At 53.7% G+C, this 24,767-nt stretch carries 17 protein-coding genes; 7 read left to right on the top strand and 10 right to left on the bottom strand.

Features of this window, described 5'->3' with window-relative positions; all coding sequences use genetic code 11:
• Positions 1–146 precede the first annotated feature (146 nt).
• The 3 genes from MFFC18_RS14700 to MFFC18_RS14690 all read left to right on the top strand — a co-directional run bounded on the left by MFFC18_RS14700 (position 147) and on the right by MFFC18_RS14690 (position 3,706).
• Positions 147–1,223 carry a DUF1559 family PulG-like putative transporter gene (locus MFFC18_RS14700; RefSeq protein ID WP_162273921.1) on the top strand — a complete coding sequence of 359 codons (1,077 nt, stop codon included), beginning with the start codon at positions 147–149 and terminating at the stop codon, positions 1,221–1,223.
• Positions 1,224–1,291: 68 nt separating this feature from the next.
• Positions 1,292–2,338, top strand: coding sequence for an alcohol dehydrogenase catalytic domain-containing protein (locus MFFC18_RS14695; RefSeq protein WP_075083324.1), 1,047 nt, complete (start codon positions 1,292–1,294; stop codon positions 2,336–2,338).
• 141 nt (positions 2,339–2,479) lie between these two features.
• The gene (locus MFFC18_RS14690; protein ID WP_075083323.1) at positions 2,480–3,706 is read left to right on the top strand and encodes a glycosyltransferase family 4 protein; all 1,227 of its coding nucleotides are present in this window, start codon (positions 2,480–2,482) and stop codon (positions 3,704–3,706) included.
• A 103-nt stretch (positions 3,707–3,809) separates the two neighbouring features.
• Here the strand turns inward: MFFC18_RS14690 and MFFC18_RS14685 are convergent, their stop codons facing one another.
• Entirely contained in the window at positions 3,810–4,835 is a 1,026-nt protein-coding gene (locus MFFC18_RS14685; RefSeq protein WP_075083418.1) for an NAD-dependent epimerase/dehydratase family protein, read from the bottom strand.
• Positions 4,836–4,926: 91 nt separating this feature from the next.
• Positions 4,927–6,054: a zinc-dependent alcohol dehydrogenase gene (locus MFFC18_RS14680; RefSeq protein WP_162273918.1), complete on the bottom strand. Its 1,128-nt coding sequence runs from the start codon at positions 6,052–6,054 to the stop codon at positions 4,927–4,929.
• A gap of 100 nt (positions 6,055–6,154) precedes the next feature.
• On the opposite strand from MFFC18_RS14680, the gene MFFC18_RS14675 reads away from it, so the two are divergent.
• Positions 6,155–7,852: an alkaline phosphatase gene (locus MFFC18_RS14675; RefSeq protein WP_238381203.1), complete on the top strand. Its 1,698-nt coding sequence runs from the start codon at positions 6,155–6,157 to the stop codon at positions 7,850–7,852.
• Between the two features lie 322 nt (positions 7,853–8,174).
• On the opposite strand, the gene MFFC18_RS14670 is transcribed toward MFFC18_RS14675, so the two are convergent.
• The gene (locus tag MFFC18_RS14670; RefSeq protein WP_148618887.1) at positions 8,175–9,089 is read right to left on the bottom strand and encodes a YdjY domain-containing protein; all 915 of its coding nucleotides are present in this window, start codon (positions 9,087–9,089) and stop codon (positions 8,175–8,177) included.
• Positions 9,090–9,269: 180 nt separating this feature from the next.
• Between MFFC18_RS14670 and MFFC18_RS14665 the strand changes: the two genes are divergently transcribed.
• The 3 genes from MFFC18_RS14665 (at position 9,270) to MFFC18_RS14655 (ending at position 15,263) form a co-directional block, all read left to right on the top strand.
• On the top strand, positions 9,270–11,168 hold the full coding sequence (locus MFFC18_RS14665; RefSeq protein WP_148618886.1) for a hypothetical protein: 1,899 nt from the start codon (positions 9,270–9,272) through the stop codon (positions 11,166–11,168).
• A gap of 25 nt (positions 11,169–11,193) precedes the next feature.
• A complete protein-coding gene (locus MFFC18_RS14660; RefSeq protein ID WP_075083319.1) occupies positions 11,194–11,880 on the top strand; it encodes a YggS family pyridoxal phosphate-dependent enzyme in 687 nt (228 codons plus the stop codon).
• A gap of 329 nt (positions 11,881–12,209) precedes the next feature.
• Positions 12,210–15,263: a hypothetical protein gene (locus tag MFFC18_RS14655; RefSeq protein ID WP_075083317.1), complete on the top strand. Its 3,054-nt coding sequence runs from the start codon at positions 12,210–12,212 to the stop codon at positions 15,261–15,263.
• Between the two features lie 7 nt (positions 15,264–15,270).
• Here MFFC18_RS14655 and MFFC18_RS14650 read toward each other — a convergent pair whose 3' ends face one another.
• The 7 genes from MFFC18_RS14650 to MFFC18_RS14620 form a co-directional block, all read right to left on the bottom strand.
• Positions 15,271–16,536, bottom strand: a complete 1,266-nt coding sequence (locus MFFC18_RS14650; protein WP_075083316.1) for a DUF1552 domain-containing protein — start codon at positions 16,534–16,536, stop codon at positions 15,271–15,273.
• Positions 16,537–16,544: 8 nt separating this feature from the next.
• Positions 16,545–18,983 carry a DUF1592 domain-containing protein gene (locus MFFC18_RS14645; protein WP_084416945.1) on the bottom strand — a complete coding sequence of 813 codons (2,439 nt, stop codon included), beginning with the start codon at positions 18,981–18,983 and terminating at the stop codon, positions 16,545–16,547.
• 63 nt (positions 18,984–19,046) lie between these two features.
• The gene (locus tag MFFC18_RS14640) at positions 19,047–19,568 is read right to left on the bottom strand and encodes a hypothetical protein (protein WP_075083315.1); all 522 of its coding nucleotides are present in this window, start codon (positions 19,566–19,568) and stop codon (positions 19,047–19,049) included.
• A gap of 66 nt (positions 19,569–19,634) precedes the next feature.
• Complete coding sequence (gene accC / locus MFFC18_RS14635; protein WP_075083314.1) at positions 19,635–20,978, bottom strand: acetyl-CoA carboxylase biotin carboxylase subunit; 1,344 nt, start codon at positions 20,976–20,978, stop codon at positions 19,635–19,637.
• Between the two features lie 138 nt (positions 20,979–21,116).
• The gene (accB, locus tag MFFC18_RS14630) at positions 21,117–21,596 is read right to left on the bottom strand and encodes an acetyl-CoA carboxylase biotin carboxyl carrier protein (RefSeq protein ID WP_075083415.1); all 480 of its coding nucleotides are present in this window, start codon (positions 21,594–21,596) and stop codon (positions 21,117–21,119) included.
• A 175-nt stretch (positions 21,597–21,771) separates the two neighbouring features.
• Positions 21,772–22,905: a M24 family metallopeptidase gene (locus MFFC18_RS14625; RefSeq protein ID WP_084416944.1), complete on the bottom strand. Its 1,134-nt coding sequence runs from the start codon at positions 22,903–22,905 to the stop codon at positions 21,772–21,774.
• Positions 22,906–22,911: 6 nt separating this feature from the next.
• On the bottom strand, positions 22,912–24,762 hold the full coding sequence (locus tag MFFC18_RS14620) for a hypothetical protein (protein ID WP_075083313.1): 1,851 nt from the start codon (positions 24,760–24,762) through the stop codon (positions 22,912–22,914).
• Positions 24,763–24,767: the final 5 nt, after the last annotated feature.

Raw genomic sequence — 24,767 nt, 5'->3', positions numbered from 1 at the left:
GATAGCGAATCCGCTAGGACGAGTCGTTCAAGTGTATTAAGATTGGATCAGCGGTCCGGATGACGGAGTTTCACATGGCGAGCATTGGCTCAACATTGGGTCTGTTGGTTCCACCCACAACGAACAAGTACATTACAGGAGCTTTAATGAGCATCTCACCCAAGAATTCGAAGCGTGGTTTTACGCTGGTCGAACTCCTCGTCGTCATCGCGATTATCGGCATTCTCGTCGGCCTGTTGCTTCCAGCAGTCCAGCAAGCACGTGAAGCCGCTCGTCGCGCCACCTGCCAAAACAACATCCGCCAAGTCATGCTGGCATGCACCAACTATCAAAGTGCTTTCCAGCGTTTCCCTTCAGGCGGCAACGCGTCGATGGTTTTCCGAAACTTCGATGACTCGGTCAATCAGGCAGGTAGCCTTTTGGCTTCAGTTCTGCCCTACATGGATCAACAGCCGCTTTTCGACGATATCAAATCTACGGGCGACGTTTTCAGCGGTAGTACAGAAGCTGGACTGGTTCTGGCTTCAGGATTCGAGCAACCTTTGTTCGTTTGCCCATCAGCGAGCCAAGCTGATGCGGGTGATGATCTGACCAACAGCGGGGGATCGTCTTCGCACTACGTCGGCATCTCTGGTTCTGGAGTCGCTGATATTGACGCCGACACCAGTAACGGCATCGAAGCTCGAGTTTACTTTCCAACGAGTGCTGCGGACACTCCCGATCCAATTGGTTGCGACGGTGTCTTTTCTCCATTCTCATCTGACCGCGTTGTGCTGATGAACAGTGCAGGTGCAACGGAAACCGCAGCAGGTTTCCGCAATAACCGCGCTGTTACGTTCAGCGATATCGGCGATGGTTCATCGAACACGTTTGCGATTTCTGAATTCTCGGGTGGAGAGGACAGAGTAAGCAACTTCATTCCTCGCCGTGGTGGCTGGGCTTGTGGTGCTGACGATGACAATAACTTTAACCCGGCTGCTCGCGGTCCTTTCTTTGTCCCGGTTCACACTTATCAGACCAAGTCGATCGCATTTCGGATTAACTCGAAGAATGCGTCAGACTACAACAAGATCAACGCTGCACCGTTGAACAGCAGCCACTCTGGCGGTATCAACATGGCACGTGCCGATGGTTCCGTTATCTTTCTTGATGACACCATTCCACTCGATACTCTGCAGTACCTCTGCAATATCGATGATGGTACGGTTATCAACGAATACTAATTCGCGATATCGCGTCACAACTCAGAGCCAGCTCATCTTGAGCTGGCTTTTTTTATGGAGATCCACTTTTGAAAGCCATTACGCTCAAAGACGTCGAATCGATTGCCACGATCGATTTGCCCGAGCCCAGCTTTGTCTCGAACTCGGATGCGATTGTGCGTGTCTCGGTTGCGGGCCTTTGCGGCAGCGATCTCCATCCATTCTTCGGCCGCGAAACCGGATTTGATGCGAACACCGTCATGGGCCATGAGATGGTCGGCGAGGTGGTCGAAGTCGGCAGTGGCGTTGCAAATTTCTTCGTTGGAGATCGCGTCTTCATTCCATTTTCCTCCAATTGTGGAAGCTGTTTCTACTGCCAGAATGAACTTCCGTCTCGCTGCGAGGTCGGGCAGCTGTTTGGCTGGGTTGAGAACGGCGTTGGCTTGCAGGGTTGTCAGTCACAGTTCGTGCGGGTGCCGTTTGCCGACGCAACGATGATGAAGGTTCCACAGAACGTCAGCGATGAATCGGCGTTGCTGCTTGGAGACAACTTTTCGACCGGATTTTACTGTGCGCAAATGGCTGAGTGCGGGCCTGGCAAAACGCATGTCGTGATCGGTTGTGGCACGGTCGGCCAGTTGTGCTGCGTCGCCGCGAAATCCATGGGTGCTGAGATCGTTGTCGCGATCGATCCGCTGGAATCACGGCGGAAACAGGCGGAAGCTCTTGGCGTTCGCGCCGTCGGGCTCGAACGCGCTGAATCAGAAATCCGCTCACTCACCGACGGGCGTGGCGCCGATTGCGTCATGGAACTCGTCGGATTGCCGGACGCCCAAAGTCTGGCTTACCGACTGATTCGCCCCGGCGGAAACATGGCGGTCATCGGGTGTCACTGCAGTCCGAATTTCCAGTTTGGCCCTGCCGCAGCCTATGACAAAAATTTGACTTATCGCACCGGCCGTTGCCCCGCCCGGCATTTCATGGATGAATTGACACCGCGCGTCGCAAAGGGAGAATTTGATCTCGCGGGCTTCGTGACGCATGAATTTTCGGTCGACGAAAGTGTCAGGGCTTACGAAGTTTTCTCCAAACGGCTCGACGGATGCGGGAAAGCCGTCGTACGCTTCGATTCCTGAATCGATATTCGATTTTTAACATTTCCTGCCCGCGAAAACGGCCATACTATACGCCTGCGAATTCGGCGATGCCATCGACGGTCGCAACACCTTCCTGCTGCGTCACCACTTCCCACCGACCCAAAACTTGACAAAAACGCAATGCGCAATTTTCCAAATTTGCCTTCGATCGAAGACGCTCACGTTGTCGTGCTGACGAATTACCTGCGGCGGCATCACGCATTGGTGTATCGTGAAGTTGCAAAGCACGTTGGCAAGCTTACGTTGCTGCTTTCGACCGATATGGAACCAGACCGAAGCTGGTCGGCAGAATGGGGAGACCTCGACGTGACGATCCAGAAGAACTGGATGCACACGGCGAAGGCGCGACATTCAACCGGGTTTGAAGAGCCCAACTTCATCCATGTGCCGATCGATACGGTAGGCCAACTTCGGCGGCTCAATCCCGACATCGTTTTCAGCTATGAAATGGGAATGCGGACGGCGCTCTGCGGGCTGTTTCGAATGTTGCGTCGTCGTGTGCCGTTGGTAATGGTTGGCAACATGGCAGAGCATATCGAACAGGAACGAGGACCTGCCCGCAGAATGCTGAGACGGTTCGTGCGCGGCCGAGTCGATTTCGCGACTTACAATGGTCCGAGCTGTCATCGCTATTTGAATCAGATTGGTTTCGATGAAAACCAGTTGTTCCATTTCCCTTATTGCATCGACGAAGAAAAAACTTTCGACGGTGTTCAGCGTTTCTCAAACGATGATCATCGCAACATGATCTATTGCGGCAGTATCAACGAGCGAAAGAACATTTTGCCGTTCGCGAGATCGCTGGCGAATCGCTTGAACGTTTGCGATGACGCGAAAACGGTCACGCTTTCAATTGCTGGCGAAGGTGATCTCGCAGAAGACGTTTTGGCGCTACAGTCAGACCGTTTGCAGATCCGCATGTTGGGCAACTGTGGTCCGGGGCAATTGTCGGAGGCGTATCGCGATTCGGACATTTGCGTGTTCCCGACTCTCGGCGACGAATGGGGATTGGTGCCGACAGAAGCGATGCGTTCCGGGCTGCCGGTGCTCGGCAGCGTGCTGGCTCAATCGGTCGAGGCGACGGTGACCGACAATGAAAACGGATGGGTATTTGATCCGCGGGAGCCGTTGTCCGTTGAGGACGCGATCGACCGAGCGTTGGAAACACCAACAAGTGAGTTGGCTCAGATGAGCGTGGCAGCCAGAGACGCTGTGTCGCACGTTTCACCGCAGTTTTCTGCTCATCAATTCTGCAACGCGGTCCGAGCCATTTCCGGCCGGGCGCCCGTTGACATGCCTGAAGAAAATCCCGTATCCAGAACAGTGGCAGTTCCAGAAACGGTCTGAAGCCGCGGTTGACCAAGCCTGTTTGGGACACGTGATTTGCAGCCGACGTCCGCAGGAGTAGTGAAGAAAAGCAAACGCCACGTGAAGTCAAACCGTCGCTGGCTTATAGTTTCAGTTCGCCCGCAGCGGCATGCTTCTGGAATGTCTCCAGCGATTTGCGAACTCCGACCTCGATCGGCGTCTTGGGCAAACCCGGAAACGCGGCGTCGACTTTCTGGTCATCCAAATCACAGATGAACAGGTTTGGCGAAGCATCCTCTTCCACGCCAAGGTCAATTTCGTTCATTCCCAACTCGGTCGCAACACTCGACGCGATCTCAAGAAACTCAGTCACTGGAATCGTCTTGCCTTTGATGTTGAACGCCTCGCAGCCTTCAAACGGCAACATGCAGACGCCTGCGAAGTGAGCCCCCACATCCTCCACGTAGTGATAATTCTCGCGTCCCTGATACGGCATCCTGAATGCGATTGATTTCCCGTCGTGCGAACCGAGTGCGATCGACTTCAGGGCAACCGTTGGAGCCGACGTCTTTCCACGGTCGCGGCCCGGGCCGTAAGTTGTGTTCAGCCGCAAGGAAACTGTTGGGATGCCACTGCGTTCGTGGAACAAAGCCGCCAGATGCTCTCCAGCAACTTTCCAGACTCCGTAATAATTTGGCGGGGCCAACGTTTCGCTTTCAGGGATGATATCGCCCGCGTACATCGAACGCTTGCCGTAAACAGCCGCAGAGCTGGCGAACACAAACCGCTCGACTTTCGTTTCCAGTTTTTCGACCGCTGCGAACAGGTTCAACGTTCCCAGCACATTGATCTCCACGCCTTTCGCCGGCGTCGAATCGCAATCGGGCGATTGGAGTGCACCAAGATGCATGATGTGAGTAGGTTGGTGCTCCTGAAGTGCTTTCTCCAGCGCATCACTGTCTCCGATATCGACGGCGACGAACTGTAGCTTTCCAGATTCGACCAGTTCGTCGATCGAATCGCCCAGCCAAATTTTCATCAGTTTGGGATCACCGGTCCGCGAGACGATGATGATGGACTCAATCTCCGAACCGTAGTGGGTTAGCAGATTGTGAATCGCGGAAGCCCCAATGCAACCGGTGCCGCCAGTGATGAAAATTTTTGACATGATGAATTCGAGTGGAATGTTGAAATTGACTTGCAAGTCGAGAGCCGCCGAAGGCGCCAGAGGCGACGCCTACGCAATGCGATATCGTTGCTCAAACCTTGAGGATCGCCTTGGTAGTTTGAGCCGAAATTGAATCATGCATCGCCTGAATGGCATTTTCAAAAGCGTACTCTTTGGAGTAAACGTCGACTGGGAAAACGCCGCGGGCCAGCAACGTCTGGGCGTTCTCAAAGTCTTCCCGATTCGAGCCCATGACTCCGGTCATCGTCTGGCCGCTACGCACGAAAGCAGTTGCCTGGAAAGTTACGTCGCTGCCGAAAGTCGCGATGACGCAGATCGTGCCTTCAAGTTGCACCGAAAGTCCTGCCGATCCGAGTGCCGGTGGCGCACCTGAGCACTCGATTAACGTATCGACGGTACCGTCTTCATACTCGTCGCCGAAGCGGACGCCGTTAAGGTCCTCGATGCCATTTTTCAGCTGAGTGTGCAGCGGCTGGTCGGCGCTGACGACGATCGGGATGAAACCGCGTTCTTCGGCCAATTTCAAACGCACGTTGCGATCGTTCTCAAGTCCGGTAACGGCTACGCGAGCCCCCGCGGCTTTCGCCAATTCGGCTGTCATCATCCCAATGATTCCGCAGCCGGAAACGACCACGTCCATCCCGGGCTGAATGTTGCATTTGCGATGAATTCCCTGCACTGCAACGGACAATGGCTCGACGACGGCACCCTGCAGCGGCGTCAATCCGTGTCGCAGCGGCATGCAGCGTTCGACGTTGACGACCATTTTTTCAGCCATCGCACCGTCCCGATGGAAGCCAAAGATTTTCTTTTTGCGGCAATAGTTTGGACGACCGCGACGGCAGCCACGACAGCGATCGTCGCCACAGCCTCGCATGGGAACGATGCAGATTTCATCACCGACTTTAAGATTGTGTGAAACCGCGTTCTCGGTGTCCGGACCGAATGCGACAATTCGTCCGCTGCACTCGTGCCCGATCGTTCGTGGTCGCTCGACCCAATCAAAATTGGGCTTTGCCAGACTGGCACTGTTATCCGAACCGCAGATGCCGACATACAGTGGCTGAACAAGGACTTCGCCGACGCCCGGGTCAGGCAGTTCAACAGATTCGACCGCAAGATTCGCCGTCAGATCTTCTGCACCTGGCTTGATCGGATTGCTGCTGTGCAGACGGAGGGCATTGATGGTTTGGCTCACAGAGTCGCTCGCTATAATGTGACGTGAAGATAGGGCATCGACTGAGGGAGTTGATTGACTATAGTTTTGTTTCGCCAATTTGTTTTCCCGCAAGGCCACCATGATACTCGCACCCGCAAACTTTGAAAACAAACGCTTCACCGTGCTGGGCGTGCTGATGTTGCTGTTATCTGCATTGTCATCAGCACCCGTTTGTGCCCAACAGGACGTTGAAGATACCGCCAAACCGGACGCAATCGAGTCGACTGACTTTTTGCGGCAAATGCAGTTCGAAGCTGTAGATTCGGAGTCCGCGGACTGGATCCACTGGGGCGATCGCAAAGACAAATTCTCGAACTGGACCAACCATTCAAATCGGTTGATTCCCGTTTACACGTTCGGGATTTCACTGAAGAAATATCGCGGTAAAGAGAGCATTTATCGCAACAAGGAAAAGCTCGAAAAACTCTACGGCCACGTACCACGAGATACGTATAACCGATCGGCCAGTTATTTTGATCAAACCGATATCTATCGTTTGCAGAAAGACGCGATCGAATCTGGCAAGAAGAACGTCATCCTGTTCGTTTGTGACGGCATGGACTGGAACACAACTCAGGCGGCTTCGATCTATAAAAATAAAAAGGTGACCTACACCAAAGGCCAGGGCCGCGGGTTGACGTTTCTGGATTACAAGGCCAAGAGTTCCAGCTTTGGCTATGTGGTGACCAGTCCGTACGCAAAAAGTGCTGACTTTGATGTCGACAGCCAGTTGGTTTCTTCGGTCGACGAACCTTCCGGTGGCTATTCGCCGGAGCTTGGTGGAAAGACGCCGTGGAGTCGTCCAGCGGATCCCGGATACCTGTTGGGAAAATCCGCCAGCAAGGGGCACGCGTACACAGACTCGGCTTCGTCGGCGACTTCGATGACGACAGGCAAGAAAACGTTCAACGGCTCGATCAACGTCGGACCCGACGGGAAACAACTGACATCGATCGCCCATGAATGCCAGGAACAGGGGTACGCGATCGGCGTTGTTAGCAGCGTCCCAATCAGTCACGCCACGCCCGGTGCTGCTTACGCACACAACGTGAATCGCAACGACTACCAAGACATAACTCGTGACTTGCTGGGCTTGCGATCGGCGTCACATCGAAAGCAACCTCTCGTCGGTGTCGATGTTCTGATCGGCGGTGGCTGGGGTGAAGTCAAAGAAGACGATTTCAAAAAACAGGGCACCAATTTTGTGCCAGGGAACAAGTACCTGGCCGAAGCGGACCTGAACGAAATCGACGTCGACAACGGTGGTAAGTATTTCGTCGTTCAACGGCATCCCGGAGAAGACGGTGCTCAGTTGCTTGCCGACGCGGCTCTGTTGGCAGCCACCGACGGCAACCGGCTGTTCGGGTTTTTCGGCGGGTCTGGCGGTCATCTTCCATATCAAACCGCTGATGGAAATTATGACCCGACACGCGGCAAAAGTCAGGCTGATCGCTATTCGAAAGAAGAACTGGGCGAGAATCCGAAGCTTGCCGAAATGGCAGTCGCGGCGTTGGATGTTCTTGAAAGCTACAAGCAAAGTGGTTCCAGGAAAGGGTTTTGGCTGATGGTTGAGTCGGGAGATATCGACTGGGCCAACCACAACAACAACATTGACGATTCGATCGGCGCGGTTCTCAGTGCGGATGAAGCCTTTGGCAAAATCGTGCAGTGGGTTGAGAAAAACAGCAGCTGGGAAGATACGGCTCTGATCATGACGGCCGACCATGGCCACATGATGGTGCTGGATAACCCGGAAGCGTTGACGGGCAAGAAGTAGTTGCTAGGCACGAGCCAGGCACTGTTTGATAAATGTGGCCGGCAAGGCATTAGCCGCCGGTCCGTTGCGCTTTTTATCAGCGGATAGCGCCTCGCCGCTGCCGCGTTGACGACATGAAAATCAATTTGTCAAACAGTGCCTGGTCTTAGTTTTTAACCAGACCGCCCCTTTGCATCGTTGACCGTCCGCGAGGTGAGGACTTGGATTGGACAAGGCTTGGGTTGGACAAGGCTTGGGTTGGACAAGGCTTGGGTTGGACGGGGCTGAGCTGCTCAAACCATTACCCGCTTGAGAGGAAGCCAGGCGGGCTGCCTTGACGAGCCTACTTTGTTTGTGGCTTGCCCTTTTTGGCTGCGATTCGTTTTCCGCTGTCGGACAGCACTACGTAGACCTTCGTGTTCACGGGCGGCACGTTTTCTGTGAAAGCCTCGAACAGAGAACCCTGGGCCTCGGCACTGCTCTGGATCGAAACGTCGATCATTGCATCGGGCTGGTTCGCGACATTTATCATCGGGCCGTAGTCAGCCAGATAGTCGTTGCGTTTGTGGTGCGGATCATAAATTTCTTTGCTACCGCCGAATACAAAATCGCTGGCCATCGCCTTGCCCGTATCCGTGTTGCGAATCATGTCCTGGGCCCGTCGCTTGACAAGCTTTCCATCTTTGTCCGTCCACCAAATTTCAATGTCGATCACTGGACCGTCAACTGGAAAGTACTCCTCTACCCAGGTCATCGGTTTACCCGGTTTGATACCGATTGCCAACATCGAAGCATGGGCCTCCTGAGCTTTCGCATGGACCGAAATGATTGCCTCATGCTCCTTGGTTTGACGTGGACAGGCGAACATCTCCAGCAAGCCTTCCTGCAAACAAATCGCTCCCCGAACGATCACCCGTTTGTTCTTTGGGTCAACCCATATGTGGTTTTTGCCCAGTCGCTTCCACGTTCCTGGGATTTCAATCGTCTGCTTCTCAAACTCCTCTTCCTCTTTCTTCATCAGCGTCACCAAGTCCTGCTTGGGTGGCTTTGCCGATTCCAGTTTGTTCGACTTCGAACCGCTGTCGACCGTTGCAGCAGGTTTTTCTTCCGGATCCTGAGTGTCTGGATCCGCGTCCTGGACCTCCCCGATTGTGGCCGGGATTTCGCTTCGGTCCTGGCGAGCATCAGCACAACCAACAAACGAGGTCAGCAGCAAGCCGATGAAAAGGATGGCGAGGTGAGAAGGTTTGGCGATCATTTCTGAATCCTTGTGCGAAAAATGAGTCCCTGAAGTATACGCGTGGTCCAAAGAATCGTCATGAGCCATTTCGATTGCGGCAGCAAAATGACCGCTGTAAAAAAGTTGTCGCGAAGGTTGCTGAATTTCGGAATCCTGTTGTTATGATTGGCCCTCCTGCCTTGTAACGGTCAAAATAAAATGATCTCCAATTCACCACAAAATATGGCTCAATCTTCCACTGAACGATTGCTCAGCGAGCCGTCGAGAATCGACTCTGAAGCCAATGCGGATCATGATGCGCAAATGAATCAGTGGCTCGACGACGTTTCTGAGAATTGGCACAAGACAGCCAAAAAGGTCCGCAAGACAGAACCGCTGGCCAGGACATCGAAAAAGTCTGTTCAACAGCTTTGTTATGGACTCGACGATCAGTTAGTCTCAAACGTTGCGCCGCTGATCGAGCACGTCGTTTCACGCGGCTCCAGCGACCATGAGTTTGAGCAGTTAGCCAGCTTGTCTGAATCAATCGCATCGAGTGCCCATGCGTTTCGGCAAAGTGGGCTGGAGTCGTTTACTCAGGAAGTTTCCGACGCCGAAAGTGCAAACGAGTTGCCGCTGTTGGCTGCATTGTCTGCGTTGCTGGTGGCAAGTCGACTGCGCAGCATCGTCCTTGACGGAAACGATCAACATTTCGAGCGTGTGATTCGGTCGTTGCAGAGTATCGAGCATGTCGTCGATCCCGACGAACCGGATTCCGTTTTGCTTTATCAGTGGTTGGCGATTGAGCTGCCGTTAACGATTGCATCACAGCTGATTGCGATCAAGCCGTTCAAGAAAGAAGGCAAGCTGGCCGCGAAGCGGTTTGTCGAAGTCACTCGAGAGTTGCTGGATTCGGACGCCTGGCCGAACGCGTGTTGCTTGAGGCATTTTGCTCCCTTGGCCGCGTCATGGACCCGCTGCATTCAGCTCGCCAAGTCCTGCAACTTCAAACTCGGGTCCAGCTTTTACGCTCAGATGGAATGGGTGCCTGAACAGTTCGTTCGGCTGCACGGTCCCAAACATCGCCCTGTCCTCGGGGCGTCGCCGCAGACCCGGTCCGAGCGATCGTTCGTCGAATTCGTCCTGCAGCTCGATCCCGATGGACGTGCCCGCCGGCTCGCTGAGATCAGCGGCCTGACGCAGCGACAAGGGAAAAAGAAGGCGTCGGTCAGGGATGTTGATTTTGTCGAACCGGGATGCGTGTCAGAGTGGGCGGAATCTGCGATTTTGAAAAGCTCATGGCTGCCAAAGTCGCCGTTGGTGGCGCTCGATTTTTCCACGCCGCATAGCTTGATGGAAGTTTCGACTCGCGAACGATTGATCCAGGGGGCACTTGCTCTTGAAATTCGCGACGACGGTCAGCCTGTCGATCTGAGCGACGCAAGCTTCGAAGTCGTCTGCGAACTTTCCAATGAAGAGGTCAGCTATTTGGAGCTCGAACTCAAATGCGGAGATCTCAAGTTGTATCGACAGTTGCTGCTTTCCAAGCAGGAACACTTTCTGTTCTTCGCCGACGCGGTATTCAAAAGCGGTGCCGGCGAGCTCGACTATCGCCTTAAGGTTCCGCTGGCGAAAGGTGTCGATGTGGTCCGCGAGAACGGGACGCGAGAGTTGTATCTCAGCCTTGACGGCAAAGGCATTCAATCGCTTGTATTGCCGATCTCGCTTCCCGAGTGGTCCAGCGAACGATGCCGCGGTTTACTGTCGGCATCCAAGGATGAAACGCGGAATGTTCACGAACTGCGACTTGAGCGTGCGGTTCAGTTGCAGTCGTCTGGCGGAGCACTTTACAGCCCGATGTTTATCGATCTCGACCCGAAACGCAGTCACAAAAAGCGGACTTGGCGATCGCTGACCGTCGCCGAAGGATTGCAGATCGTTCGCCCGGAAGTTGCTGCTGCATTTCGCGTCCAAGTCGACGAACAGCAATGGGTTTTCTATCGAGCCCTCCAGTCGATTGGCAACCGGACGTTCCTTGGCCAGAACTTCGCCGGTGATTTCTTCGCCGCCAGGTTCAATGCCGCCGGGCAGGTTTCCGAATTGGTCGAAGTCGAATAGCTCAGGGACGGTCAGGAAGCATCACATGGAAGACAATTTCAAAACCAGACTTGCCGAAGTCCGTCAACGGATCGCGGATGCGGCACAGCGAAGTGGGCGAAACGCTGGTGACGTCACGCTGGTTGCCGTCACGAAGTATGTCGATGCCGCAACGACTCGCGAACTGTTCAACGCAGGAGCGACGGTTCTTGGTGAGAATCGGCCTCAGGTGCTTGAGGAGAAAGCCCGTCAGCTTTCCGATTTGGACATTGAGTGGCACATGATCGGGAACTTGCAACGCAACAAGGTCAAGCGAACGTTGGCTCACGCGACGCTGATTCACGCCCTTGATCGCGACTCCCTGATTGACGCGGTCGCCAAAGAGGCCGCCGCCCAGGACAAAACGGTTCGATGCCTGTTGGAAGTCAATGTTTCAGGCGAAGAATCGAAGCACGGATTTTCAGCGGACGAAGTTGCGTCTGCCATTGAGCGGATCGTTGCCCTGCCCTCGATCAGACTGGAGGGGCTGATGTGCATGGCGGGACTTGCTGGCGATGAGAACGATGCGCGGGGAGAGTTTGCTTTGCTTCGCGAAATTCGCGACGCGCATTCCGATGTGCAAACGGACAACGTTGCCTTGCGGGAGCTTTCGATGGGGATGAGCGGCGATTTTGAAATCGCGATCGAAGAAGGCGCGACAATCGTTCGCGTCGGTTCGGCTCTCTATCGCTAGACTTCGGCCGAAGCTGCTGAACTGCGCATTATCATTCAGCCCGCGTATCGGAAATGTTAAACTTTGCGGGCTGTCGGATTTTTCGACGACCATGGACCAGCTTTGTCCATCGAACTGCGATTTCAATTACAGAGCAAAATATCTGTAAGGAAAAAAACATGGTTCAGTTCATCATCACAGCGGGTTTTATGGCAGGGTTTTGGATGGTTTTTATCGCCTTGCATCCTGGAACGCCACGAAATCCGATCTGCTAGGAAAACGAAACGCGACAATAAATGAATTGGGTTAAGATTGGATCTGACGATCAAAACGCCCCAAGTTTTTCTACCATGTCGCGCACCAAACAACGTTCCCCATCTCTTTCTCGCGTTTCGCTGCAGTACCAAACGCTCGAAAACCGAGCCATGCTCTCTGCCGACGGCATTGTTGTCGCGGACTACCGAGATGATTTTTCGAACGCGGAAACTGGATGGAGCTACGGATTCAACGTTTCCGACCGCCTCGACGATCAGATTCAGATCGCTTCGTTGGAGGGAAGCAGCGGCGTGCTTCGGCCGTCAAATCCCACCGACGATACCGGCGCGTTGATGCTCAATGGAACTGGAGGCCATCCGGGGAAAGTCTCCAATCGGTACGCGATCGCCAGTTGGACCGCTTCAGAAAGCGGAGTCTACTCGATCTCTGATTCGTTTCTTGGCGTAGCGTCGTTCGGATACGATGCCTCCGATGGCGTCGAGGTCAGAGTTTTCGTCAATGAGAATGCGGCCCTTCAGCAGAGCGTCGTCGATGTCGATGACACCGGATTTTTTGATCTGACGATTGGCCATCTCAACGCGGGCGATTCGATTCGAGTCGCTTTCGGGTCCAACGGAAACCACGCTTTCGACCGGTTTGAAGTCGACTATTCGATTCGAATCCACCACGATCGCGTTCAATCGTTGGCAAATTTTCGAACAACCACCGACTCGGATCGGTCACTGGACGACCATGATCGGATTAGCCAAACGGATTGGCGAATGCTGTGGAATGCTCCTCAAGGGTGGAACGCCGAAGGAAGTTCTGGCGATCTGACCACGGGATCGATCGACGATGTGAGTTCTTATCTTCCGCTAAACCGCGTCGACGAAGGATTACTGACTCCGACAGGTTCTACCGAGTTCAGCAACTCGCCACAGTATCATCTGAAGCTGACGTCAACCGGCGGTCATGTCGGATTCGGGTATACCGATTCCTCCCGGTTCAATGATCGCTACGTCATTGCGGCTCATACGATCGAGCGTTCAGGTCACTACAGTTTGACGGACAGTTTTCTCGAAACCTCTTCTGCATCGCATGACGGAATTGAAATTCGAGTGTTCGTTAATGGAACTGATGACGTCAGAGCAAGCGACATTGTGCTGGCCAACCAACAACGTTCCTTCGATGTCGATTTTGGCAATTTGCAGAAAGGCGACACTGTCTACGTTGCCTTCGGCGCCAACAACAACCACGCAGGAGATCGCTTTGAAGCCGATTTCTCACTGGTTCGGGAGCTTCCCAGAGCCGAACCGCTGCGTGCGATCGAGGCCGAGCAAGTGCTTTACGTCCGTGATTTTGGGGCGATTCCGAACGATCGAAATAGCGACGTCCAGGGCCTGACGGATGCGATTCTGGAAGCACGTCGCTCAGAGTTGCCGACACGAATCGTGTTTGAGGATGGCATCTACAATTTCTATTCGACGGACCAGTCTTCGATCGGAAACCCACGCTACTTTTTTACGCTGATCAATCAGGACCGATTTGAAATCGATGGACAGGGGGCAACCTTTGTTGTTGAGAACTTCGACCGGGGGCTGTTTCGCGTCCTCGATTCGTCCAACGTTATCCTGAGAGATTTCACGATTGACTACGCGGAACTCTACCGCGACGCCCTCAATCCAGTCGATGATCTGTATCGGGCAAACACGTTTTCCCAGGGCAACATCGTCTCGGTGGATGAAAGCTCCAAAAGTTTTGTGTTCGAAGTAGATTCGGGTGCCACGATTGAACCGGACGATACATTTGTGTCGGGAAATGTAGACGGCGTCCAGGCTTGGGGATTCTTGCTGGAAGGCGATACCGGTTCGCGGCTGAAATACAACAGTCGCTGGCACTATCGAACCACAGCCATCGAATCGTTAGGCAATCGCCGCTATCGAATTTCAGTAGACGATTTTACGAATATTGAATCGGGCGATCGCTACGTGCTTCAGCGACGGACCAATGTCGGTGCGATTGGTGTGTTCGCTGGTGCAGAGCACGTGAGTGTGATCGACGTCACCATTTATTCTTCTCCATCGGCTTTTCTGACGGCGAAGGAAGCTGCATATGTCAACGTAATTCGCTCGAACGCGGAAGTTCTTGACGGTCGCTGGCGTTCGATCAACGCAGACGCGGTTCATGGGCAATCGCTGCGGACCGGGTTTTGGGTCGAAGATTCGAGTTTCGATGCGGTTGGCGATGATGTGATGAACTTTTACACGGTGCCTTCGGTGATCGTTGGAAAGCCTGTGACAAACACGATCACGGTTGCCGCAGTGAATGTCGATGTGCTGGCCGGAGTCAGTGAACAGCTTTGGAGAGTCGGGGATCTGGCAACATTCGTCGATCCGACCGAAGGAAAAACACTTTATCAGTCTCGAGTCGTGGCGGTCGAGCAGATTGAGTTTGGCCATCCTCAGTTCGGAGTTCTCTCGACCCAATCACTGACTTTCGACAGGCCGATTACCGAAATTCGTTTCGCGACGGGACCCAGTACGATCGACAGCGATGGTTTCAAAAACGATACGGCCGTTTACAACGCATCGACTTCTCAAGGATTCTTGGTGCAGGGTGCGACTTTGTCGAACGCTCGTCGCTACGGGCAATTCGTGATGGCCGATGACGTTCAACTGGTAGACAGCACCTATCACGGACTGACCGATTCGGCGATCGCTGGTCACAACGAGTCCAATTGGCCGGTCGGTTTGTATTCCAGCAATGTTCTGGTGCAGAACAATCGGTTCCTGCGAAACGGTTTCAGCAGCCGATACTTTGGAAACGACTATCTCGCCGGAGTCGTGGCTTTCAACATGGATCGACTCGGCCATGAGTTCGTGGAACGCGACGAATATGGGCTCTCGAGAATCGAAATCGTAGACAACGTGTTTCGAGGCTGGGGAAAAACAGCGATCGCGGCTCGAAACGTATCTGGCTTGACGATTGAGAATAACGAAATCTTCAGCCCGTTAGGCTATCCGGTTTCGTCGTCATCCGGCCAGTGGTTTGCGATTGACGTTCAGTTCAGCAGAGACGTCAACGTTTTGGACAATGATCTGTTTTCAAGCGTCGACTTTATCCGGGAAGTAAGCATCACGGAACAATAGACGGCCACTACCACGTCAGCGTCGAACTGCTGGTGCCGAATTTGTCGGATTCGATTCCCAGATTCTGCAACATCGTCAGGTAAAGATTGCTCAGCGGTACGTTCTTTTCCGCGTCGTGCTTCACAAACCGGCCATGCTTGAACTTTCCGCCTGCCGCGATGATGGGCAAGTTTCTCCAGTCGTGCGCGTTCGCGTTTCCAAGATTGCTGCCGAACACAATCATCGTGTTGTCCAACAGAGAACTGCCGGCTTCTTTCTTTTCCGACAGTCCGCCCAGCAAGCCAGCGAACGATTTCATCAGCTCGGTCTCAATGCGCATCAGCTGAGCGATCTTTGTTTCGTCCTGTCCATGATGCGACAGGTTGTGGTGGTCGTCCTTCACGCCGTCGACCACGGGAACATCATTTCGTCCATGCAGCGTGACCGTGATCACTCGTGATGAATCCGATTGCACGATTAGCGGCAATAGCTTCATCAGCAGGTTTGTTCTGCCGATCAGATCATTGTCCTTGGCGATGTCCGGCGGCAATTCGGCGTCAACCTTTGGTTTGGGGCGATCCACCCACGCATCAGCTTCGCCCAGGTTTCGTTCGGCTTCGCGGATCGAATTGAAGTACTCCTCCAGTCGCTCGCGATCGTTCGCCGACACGTTACGCTTGAGGCGATTTGCCTGTCCTCCAACCAGATCAAGGATGCTGCGGCCTTCTCCCAGCAACTGTTTCTGTTTTTTGATCTCGTATTCTTTTCCTTGCAGGAACATGTCCGCGAAAACCTTTGACGGACGATGCTCGGCCGGAACCATGACGCCGCTGCGGTTGTAGGACTGGCTGCTGCCGCCGTCGGAGCTAAGCGTGATCGACGGAAACCGCGTGACGTAGCCCAGTTTTTCCGCGGCCAACTGGTCGATGGAGATCGAATTTTGGAATCCCGAAAGTCCCGGATTCTCGGCCGCGGTTAGCCAGGTCATCTGTGAGGAGTGACCATCCTTGCCCGCCTGGTTTGGGTGAGACAATCCGGCGAACAAAGTGAACTTGTCCCGATGCTCAGCCAGATGTTTCAGATAAGGTGTCATCTCGTAATCTGTGCCAGCAGTTTCTGGGAACAGCGATGGAGCGTGTAAACCCAGTGTCGTGCAGATCGTGATCAGACGCTTGGGCGGCGCGGCGGCGATCGCAGCAAGTGCGCGAGTGGGCGCGAGAGCTTCCATGGCTGGAATCGCGATCGCGACGCCGGCAGCCTGGAGGAATGATCTTCGATTGAGTGGAAGTTTCATGCTGCGTCCTATTTGTGCCTGAACAGTTTGGATTGCACAACGGCGTGAATCAGAGATCTCACACCATAATCATCGTCTTCGCATTGCTTCAGAATGTTATCGATCTTCGCTCGGTCGGCGAACTGGATTTCGGCGCCCGTCGAGTAAACCACCAACTGCCGGACGAGGTTCTCTGCCAGATTACGTTTGCGTTTGGCCAGAATTCGCTTGTACGACTCGATGTCCGAAAACGAAACCCCGTCAGGAGTTTCGCCAGATGGATTGACTGGCAGATTAAGTTTGTATTCCCAAATGTGACGTCCAAACAGTTTCGTCTTCGGTGCATCACCGTGTTCAACAGAACGATACTTCTCGCGAAATCCGCCGATTACGTCAAAGCTTTCCAACGCGAACCCGGGTGGATCAATGTTCTTGTGGCAGCTGTTACACACCATGGAGTTGCGATGAGCCGTGAGTTCCTCACGAATCGTTGTCGTGCCACGCGTGTCCGGCTCAATCGCTCCGACGTTCGGTGGAGGAGGAGGCGAAGGCGTCCCGAGAATGCTGGTCAGCACCCAATTGCCGCGTCGAACTGGAGAAGTTGTCGTTCCGTTCGCCGTTGTTTTCAGAATTGCGGCTTGAGTCAGAAATCCGCCGCGAACGGTGCCTTTCGTGTCAACGCGGCGAATGTGTTGACCTTCGACGCCGCTGATGCCGTAGTGGTCAGCAAGCCGACGGTTAAGCATCGCAAAGTCGGAATCGACCAGATTTGCGACGCCAAGATCTTCTTTCACCAGCTCGCCAAAGAACGCTTCGCTTTCCTCCGTCATCGCCGACCGCAACACCGGATCGTACTCAGGGTACAGTCGCGAATCAGGCGAGGTGGCGTCGATGCGTCGAAGTTCCAACCACTGGCCAAGGAAATCACCGAAGAACCGATTTGCTTTCTGATCGTCGAGCATTCGATCGACTTGTTGCCTCAACACTTCGTCATCGGATAGCTCTCCCGCGTTTGCGAGTTTGAGCAGCGTCGAATCGGGGATGCTTTTCCAAAAAAAGTACGATAGTCGGCTGGCCAGGGAAAAGTCATCCAGTTCACCAGGTTCGCCCGAGTGAAACAGGAAATGTGGCGAGCAAAGGACGCTTCGCATTGCCAGCCGCGACGCCTTGTCAAACGCTGCACCTTCATCGAGTGCGTTTTTCGCGATCACGAGGTACTCGTCCGCTTCCCCTTTTCGCAGCGGGCGTCGAAATGCTCTGGCCGCGAGTTTACTGATGCCTTTTCGGATCGTCGCCAACGGATTTCCTTCCGGCGTTTCAATGTCAAATTGAATGTGCCGATTGTTCCGCCATGCAAGATGCTCGCGTTTATTGAATTTCACTCCGGGCAATAAATTCGTTGCACTAACCGGTGGCCAGGAATTGTGGAGCGGACCTTCGATCGAAACCCATTTCAATTTCAGGCCGGCACCTTCGTATTTCTCCGGGCCAACATTCCAAATGTTCGCATTGTCTTTCGACTTCATCAGCTCAAACGCTTGCGGAAAAATGTACTCGCCCCGTCGCAGCGTGGGTTCGAAGTCAATCTCCAGAGTTTCGCCGGGAACAGCATCCCAATAGTCGAGAATCCGGGACTGGCCACGGCTGTAGCTGCCCGCAAAAAATGCCACAACGATCGGAGTGTCACTGCGAAATGTTTCGGCTTCGGCGCGAATTCGAAACGTGCCGGAATGATCCATCCCTGACTTTTTCAAGCTGTACAAATAGGTCGATCCGGATTCAAAGATCACGATCCCGTCGTCTTCTTTTCCCAGGATGATGTGCTTGTTCTTACCGCCTTCGGGCGCAAAATGGTTTTTGACCGATTCGAGTTCCAGCATTTCAAAACGCTGCGGTTTGCTGTCTGGTTCAACGCCCAAATTGATTGCCGAATCGATCGCTGCGTCGGCCGCGATTAGCCAGGATTTCGCGTGAAGTTGCGAGATTCCCTGATTCTTCGCGACGGTGTCGAATCCCGACTCGTTTTCGGCGGGAAGCAATCTCGCCAACTCGGTTTTGATTCCAAGTAGATCGTGCAGCGAGTACTCGTATTCAGTCCGAGTCAGACGCCTGATCGTTGACCGCCCGTTCTCCTTTTGAATCGCCAGACTGCGTTTGCTGAGCGAGTCGTGAATCTGGGCGAGGGCTTTTTTCTGGGTGGTTTGGTCAGGGCGATCTTCGTCTTCGGGAGGCATCTCACCAGCGGCAACGCGATCGTACACTCGCTCCCACATGGCGAACGTCTTCTCATCCTTCAAGTCGAAGTCGAGTGCGTCAAAATCCAGCGAGGTATCGGTCGATTCATCGTGACAATGAATGCAGGAATCCGCGATCAACGTTTTGACCTGCGCCGAAACGAAGCCGGCAGGTAGCCAAGCGATTGCCACCGCAACGGCCAGCCAGGCGCCTTTTATCGAGGAATATGTCATGGTGGCGACGCTAAAGTAATTCGAACGTGTGTTCAAATTGTAGCATGCACCGCAGCAAAACGCCTACTTTTTAAGTTGGTACTTGCCTTTGGCAAATTCCTGATGGCACTTGTTGCAGCTTTCAATCATCGCGCCGTAGTTCCTGGTTGCGGCTTCAAAGTCGCCTGCTGACTTGTAGAGGGCTTTGCCTGAAGTGTAAACGTCGTGCGAAATCTCACGCCAAAGAGCGGCTTGCTCATCCGAGCTGTTTTTCGGAACCCGATCTGCCAACAGAGCAGTCGTTTCAGTCAGAATGAGCGCGTTCGATTTGATCGATTTCCAGGCTCTTCGGTTTTCCGGTGGTTCGCCAGCAAAAGACTCCTTAAGGGATCGATAGCAAGGCTGGCAAATGTATTCCATGAAATGATGCATGTTGTCCACCGGCTCAAACGTCACTGCGTCGGCGGACTCATCGCTGTCCTCTTTCGACTCCTGAACCACTGGTTTCGAATCGGATTTCTCCTGCGGATCCTGAGTCGTCGCATACGCAAACGAGACTCCAACAACGACACAGCAAACAACAGAAGCAATCGAGAACATTTTCATTTGGAATCTCTGGTTAAGTCAAACAGTCGTCGTCAAGAAAGTTTGGGTGCGCGACGCGCCGAAACGCTAAGACAGCATTTCGCGTTCGACCCATTTGGTGTCAATCGTTCCATCTGCAAACGCATCAGTCAGCAACACGTCTTTCAGGAAGCCCGCTGTTGTGTGGATGCCCTGAATTCGAAGTTCGTCCAAGGCCCGAACCATACAGGCGATGGCTTTCTCACGCGTTGGTTGATGAACGATCAGTTTACCAATCATCGAATCGTAATGTGGCGGAACCCGGTATCCTTGATGGACGTGCGAATCCCAGCGAACGCCCAGCCCACCCGGGATGTAGATTTGCTTCAACTCGCCCGGAGACGGCATGAAGTTTTTGTCCGGGTTTTCCGCATTGATGCGACACTCGATCGCTGCTCCGTTGCATGGAATGTCGTCTTGCGTAAAAGCAAGTTTCTCGCCGGCGGCAACTCGGATTTGCTGTTGAATCAGGTCGATGCCTGTCACCATTTCGGAAACCGGATGCTCAACCTGAATCCGAGCGTTGACTTCGATGAAGTAGAAATTGTTGTCCTTGTCGACGATGAACTCGACGGTTCCAGCGTTGTGGTAATTCGCCGTTTTGACCATCCGCACCGCGGCTTCGCAAATCGCTGCGCGAGCATCTTCAGGCAGCGTGCTGGATGGACTTTCTTCGATCAGTTTCTGGTGACGACGTTGCGTCGAACAATCGCGTTCCCAGAGATGAACCACGTTTCCGTGGTGATCGGCCAGAACCTGGACTTCGATATGTCGCGGTTTGTCGATGAACTTTTCCAGGTAAACGCCAGCGTTTCCGAACGCAGCTTCTGCTTCCTGAGCTGCCTGTTCGATAGCGTGCTTGAGATCTGCTTCCGTTTCCGCGATCCGCATACCTTTGCCGCCACCGCCGGCAGTCGCTTTGATCAGAATTGGGTAGCCGATGTCTTTGGCGTCCTTTACCGCCTGGTCTGTGTCGGTAACAAGCCCGGCGCTTCCGGGAACAACTGGCACGTCTGCTTTGCGAGCCAGATCACGAGCCCGGTTTTTGTCGCCCAGCATTTCCATCGCTTCTGGCGTCGGCCCGATGAAGTCGAAATCGCTGTCGCGGCAGACCTGATTGAATTCGGCATTCTCGGCCAGGAAGCCATAGCCCGGATGGATGGCTTCGGCTTCGCCAACTTCTGCGGCGCTGATGATCCGATCGAATTTCAAATAGCTTTCGTTCGATTTGACGCCGCCGATGCAGAAAGCCTGATCAGCCAGTTCCAGGTACTGCGATCCGCGATCTCCTTCGCTGAAAACGGCGACCGTTTCGATGCCCATCTCTTTGCAGGCGCGAATGACACGGAGCGCGATTTCACCACGGTTGGCGATAAGGATTTTCTTGTACATGGAAAACGTCCGGAAAGTTGAAGGTTCGGATGGCGCGTTGTAGTTGGCGCGTTGTGCATAGCGCGTAGTTTTAGCCCTTCATCTGTCCAGGGCTACGTTGCTGCAAATGAGGCGGCGCGAAATTGGTCGCAACCGTCGTTACGGTTCGACGCGAAACAGCTTCATGCCGTGATCGACCGCGTCTCCGTCCTTGACCAGAATCTCTTTGATCGTGCCTGAAAGACCAGCGGGAACTTCGTTGAAAAGCTTCATCGCTTCGATCAAACAAACGATCGTATCTTCGGTGACCTGATCACCAACTTTGACGAAATTCGGCTTGTCCGGTTTTGGCTTCGAGTAAAACGTACCAACGGCTTCGCTAAGAATGTAAACCGAGTTGTCGTCAGCCGCAGGGGCCGAATCACCCGCAGCCGGAGCTGGTGCTGCCGACGCCGGAGCAGCCGCAGGTGCCGCCGAATAGGCAACAGGAACGCCATCCGGGCCACGGCGAAGACGGATGCGTTGCTCCGCCTGTTTGAGGTCGACCTCGTTGAGTTCGTGCTCTTGCATCAGCTCGATCAATTCACGGAGCCGACTGATGTCAAAAATGGATGTCTCTTTATCTTTATCTTTTGGCATATTGTTCTCGAAGTTCATTTCAACTCTGCGAGCGATGCTTGTATTCGGTTTTCAGTGCCAACCTGTTAGGCGGGTCGCAAGATTCTACACAAATCGCCAACGATGCTGAATTGGGGGCAATTTGTGGGAGGCATATTGATCGCAACGCCCATGTTTTACAAGCCGTTTATCCGGATTACACCGCCAAAAAATCGTCGGGAAGAGCATTCAGACGCTCGCATCCATCAGCCGTAACAAGGATGTTGTCTTCCAGCCGAACCCCACCGATTCCCGGTAAATAAATTCCCGGTTCGATCGTGATCACCATGCCAGACCTGAGTTGCCCGTCGTAAGCGGGGGACAAGAACGGAGTTTCGTGAATTTCCAGCCCGAAACCGTGTCCCAGCCCGTGATTGAACTGCTCCGCAAAACCGGCATCCGCGATTAATTGTCGAGCCGCAGTATCTACCGTTCGCAACTCGGCTCCGTCTCGCACTGTTTCCATCGCAGCCTGTTTGGCATCGGCGACAATCTGATGAATCTGCAACAATTTCTCGGGCACGCTCCTGATCGCAACCACACGCGTCAAGTCGCTCGCATAGCCCTCAAAAGAAGTCCCCCAGTCAATCAGCAGCAACGAGTGATCCGAAATCACGACGCTTCCGGGATGGTAATGCGGCAGCGCCGATGCCGGACCTGCAGCGACAATCGGATCAAAGGAATAGCCTTCGCCGCCGCGTTCGCGAATTTCCCGTTCCAGCTGCCAACTGAATTCGAGTTCTGTCCATGACGAGCAAAATTTTGAGAGCGTGGCCCGAATCGCGTCTTCGTTGATCGCGACCGAACGACGAATCTGTACAAGCTCACCTTGATCTTTGATCGCCCGAATCTGTGCGACGATGCCTGTCGAGTCTTCAAAGTCAACATTGTCCGCCGCCGCAGTCAGGTCGCGCCACAAAGCCCTTGTCATCGTATCGGATTCGATCAAGCAGTTCGAAACGCCATGGTCCTGCAAAGCTGCAATCAGCAAGTCGAGCATCGTGGAGTCAACGCTGCGGATCGCCGTTTCCACGTCCGGGCATTCGCTGGCGACTTGAGTTACATATCTGCCGTCAGTCAACAGCAGCGTCATCCCATCGCGGACAAGCAGAAAAGCATTGCTTCCTGTGAACCCGGTCAGGTAGCGAACGTTAACGAGGTTCGAAACCAAAAGCGTCGCACCGTCAAGCCGCTCGATCAGTCGCGAACGACGTGCCGGAAACGGCGAATGCTTGGCTGTTGATGTTGCACGCTCAGTTGGAGCGGCATCGTCTATCGGTTCGGAAGCCATCGCAGACTATTGCTCGTTTGACTTGTCAGCCTTGCTCGCGTACTGAGTCTCAATTTGCTGCTTCAGCAAACGGGCGCGAATCAGGTTTCCGTGTTGCTGAGGGCCTTCCGCCTTCAGTTGCTCAATCGCTTCATCGTACTGATGACGAGCCTCAAGAGACCGGGCATTGAGGTATTTCAAACCTGGCTCCCAGCGTTCAACGTCCTGCTCTTCCAAAAGTTTTGGAACCCAGTTCGCCGTCGTCGACATGCTTCCGTTATCGAAGTGAGCCTGGCACATGAACAAACCAGCGTCGCGACGAACCAGACGCATCTGTGCCTGGCGAGATCTGATTTCGCGTTCGAATTCGCCTTCTGTTTGACCGGCACTTCTGATTCCAATCATCGTTTGCAAACTTCGATCGGACTTCAGCCCGTCAATGATTTCGTCCTCGTACATCAGCATCGCGAAACTCTCGATCGCGTCGCGAGTTCGACTTTCGCGTGGACGCTCAAATTTCCCCAAAAGAAATCGAGTCCGTCCGGTTCGATAATTCGGGAATTGCATCACGTAGGCTTCTTCGGAGAAATACCAGCGAATTCGTTCTGCCAAAGCATCATCGGTAACGGCCTTGGGAAGAGCCTCCCGCAAAACCTGACGGAATTCGGCCGTTTGCAAACTGATATCCCATGGCTTGTATTCCACGTTCTCGATCTTCGGCAACTGAGCCATCGTTTCGTCGGCTCGCTGAACCAGCAGCAGGCGTTGATCAGCGACAAGGTTCTCTTCCAGCACCGCGATCCGTTGAGAAACTCCCAGTGGATTCCAATAAACAAGCCCCGTAATCGACTCAAGATCCTCAGCGGTGACCCAGTACTTTGTATTCTCCGCCAGCGACTCTTTAACGCTCAAGTCAAGCGATGAAAGAAGGCTCGGATCCGCGGTAACGTCCGAAAGCGTCGCAATGTTCTGGTTGTTCTTGCCCGGAATCGGCAGCCCCATTTTGCTGTCAAAGAGGTAGTACTCCTCGCCGATCAGCACGCCAACCGCCCACGGTGTTTCGTCATCGCCGGTCGCAAACATGACCGCTGGCAAGTCCGCCTGATGGCACAGCATCATGAAGAGCTTGGCTTTCTCGATGTAGTCTCCGCGAGCGAACATCAGCAACTGCCAGGCCGTACGTTTGGCGCCCGGAGCAGCCAGACCTGAAGCAGAAAGTGTGTCTGCTTCGACCAGACGCTTCTCTTCGATTTCGTCTTCGGTGTAGCTTGGTGTTTCGTCCAACTGAATGTTCCGTGTTACCCAGTCGAAAAGTTGAACCGCCAGAGCAAGCTTTTCCGCGTCTGCTTTTTCCATGTCGGGATTCAGTTTTTGAAACACGGTGTCGACCGGTGATTCGTCTTCGTCAGTTGGTTCGTAATTGTCAGCCATCAATCGAAACAGTTCGAACTGACCAAGGTAAGGATTTTCCTCGACCCGTTCGGCAATCTGGCCCAGCCACGCCATCGACTGTAGATATTGTCCGTCAGAAGAAATGAAGCTTGAGCCTTCGATTCGGTTGACGGTCGGAATACGAGTGCCGTAAGGCTCAAGCACTTCGTTGATCGTCGCGTCTTCTTTCCAGTCGGTTTTTTCAAACTGTGCCGCTGAATATCCGGCCCACCGGTTGAGGCCCTGGGAAATGCTGTTGTTGAATTCAGTTTGATCGAATTGGCGTTCGCTAAAAACGAAGTCCATCGTTCGCGACAGGTCATCGACGCGAGTTTGCGAAGCTGTTGATTCGAGAATCTTCAACATCGGATCTTCTGGACGTTCGCAGCCCGAAACAGCAAACAGAAATGCAAGAGAGAGTGTGGAGAAGGTGAGAGCTTGACGCATGTTCT

This window comes from Mariniblastus fucicola, assembly GCF_008087665.1.
GTDB lineage: Bacteria > Planctomycetota > Planctomycetia > Pirellulales > Pirellulaceae > Mariniblastus > Mariniblastus fucicola.
This window is presented reverse-complemented; position numbering and strand designations above follow the sequence as displayed.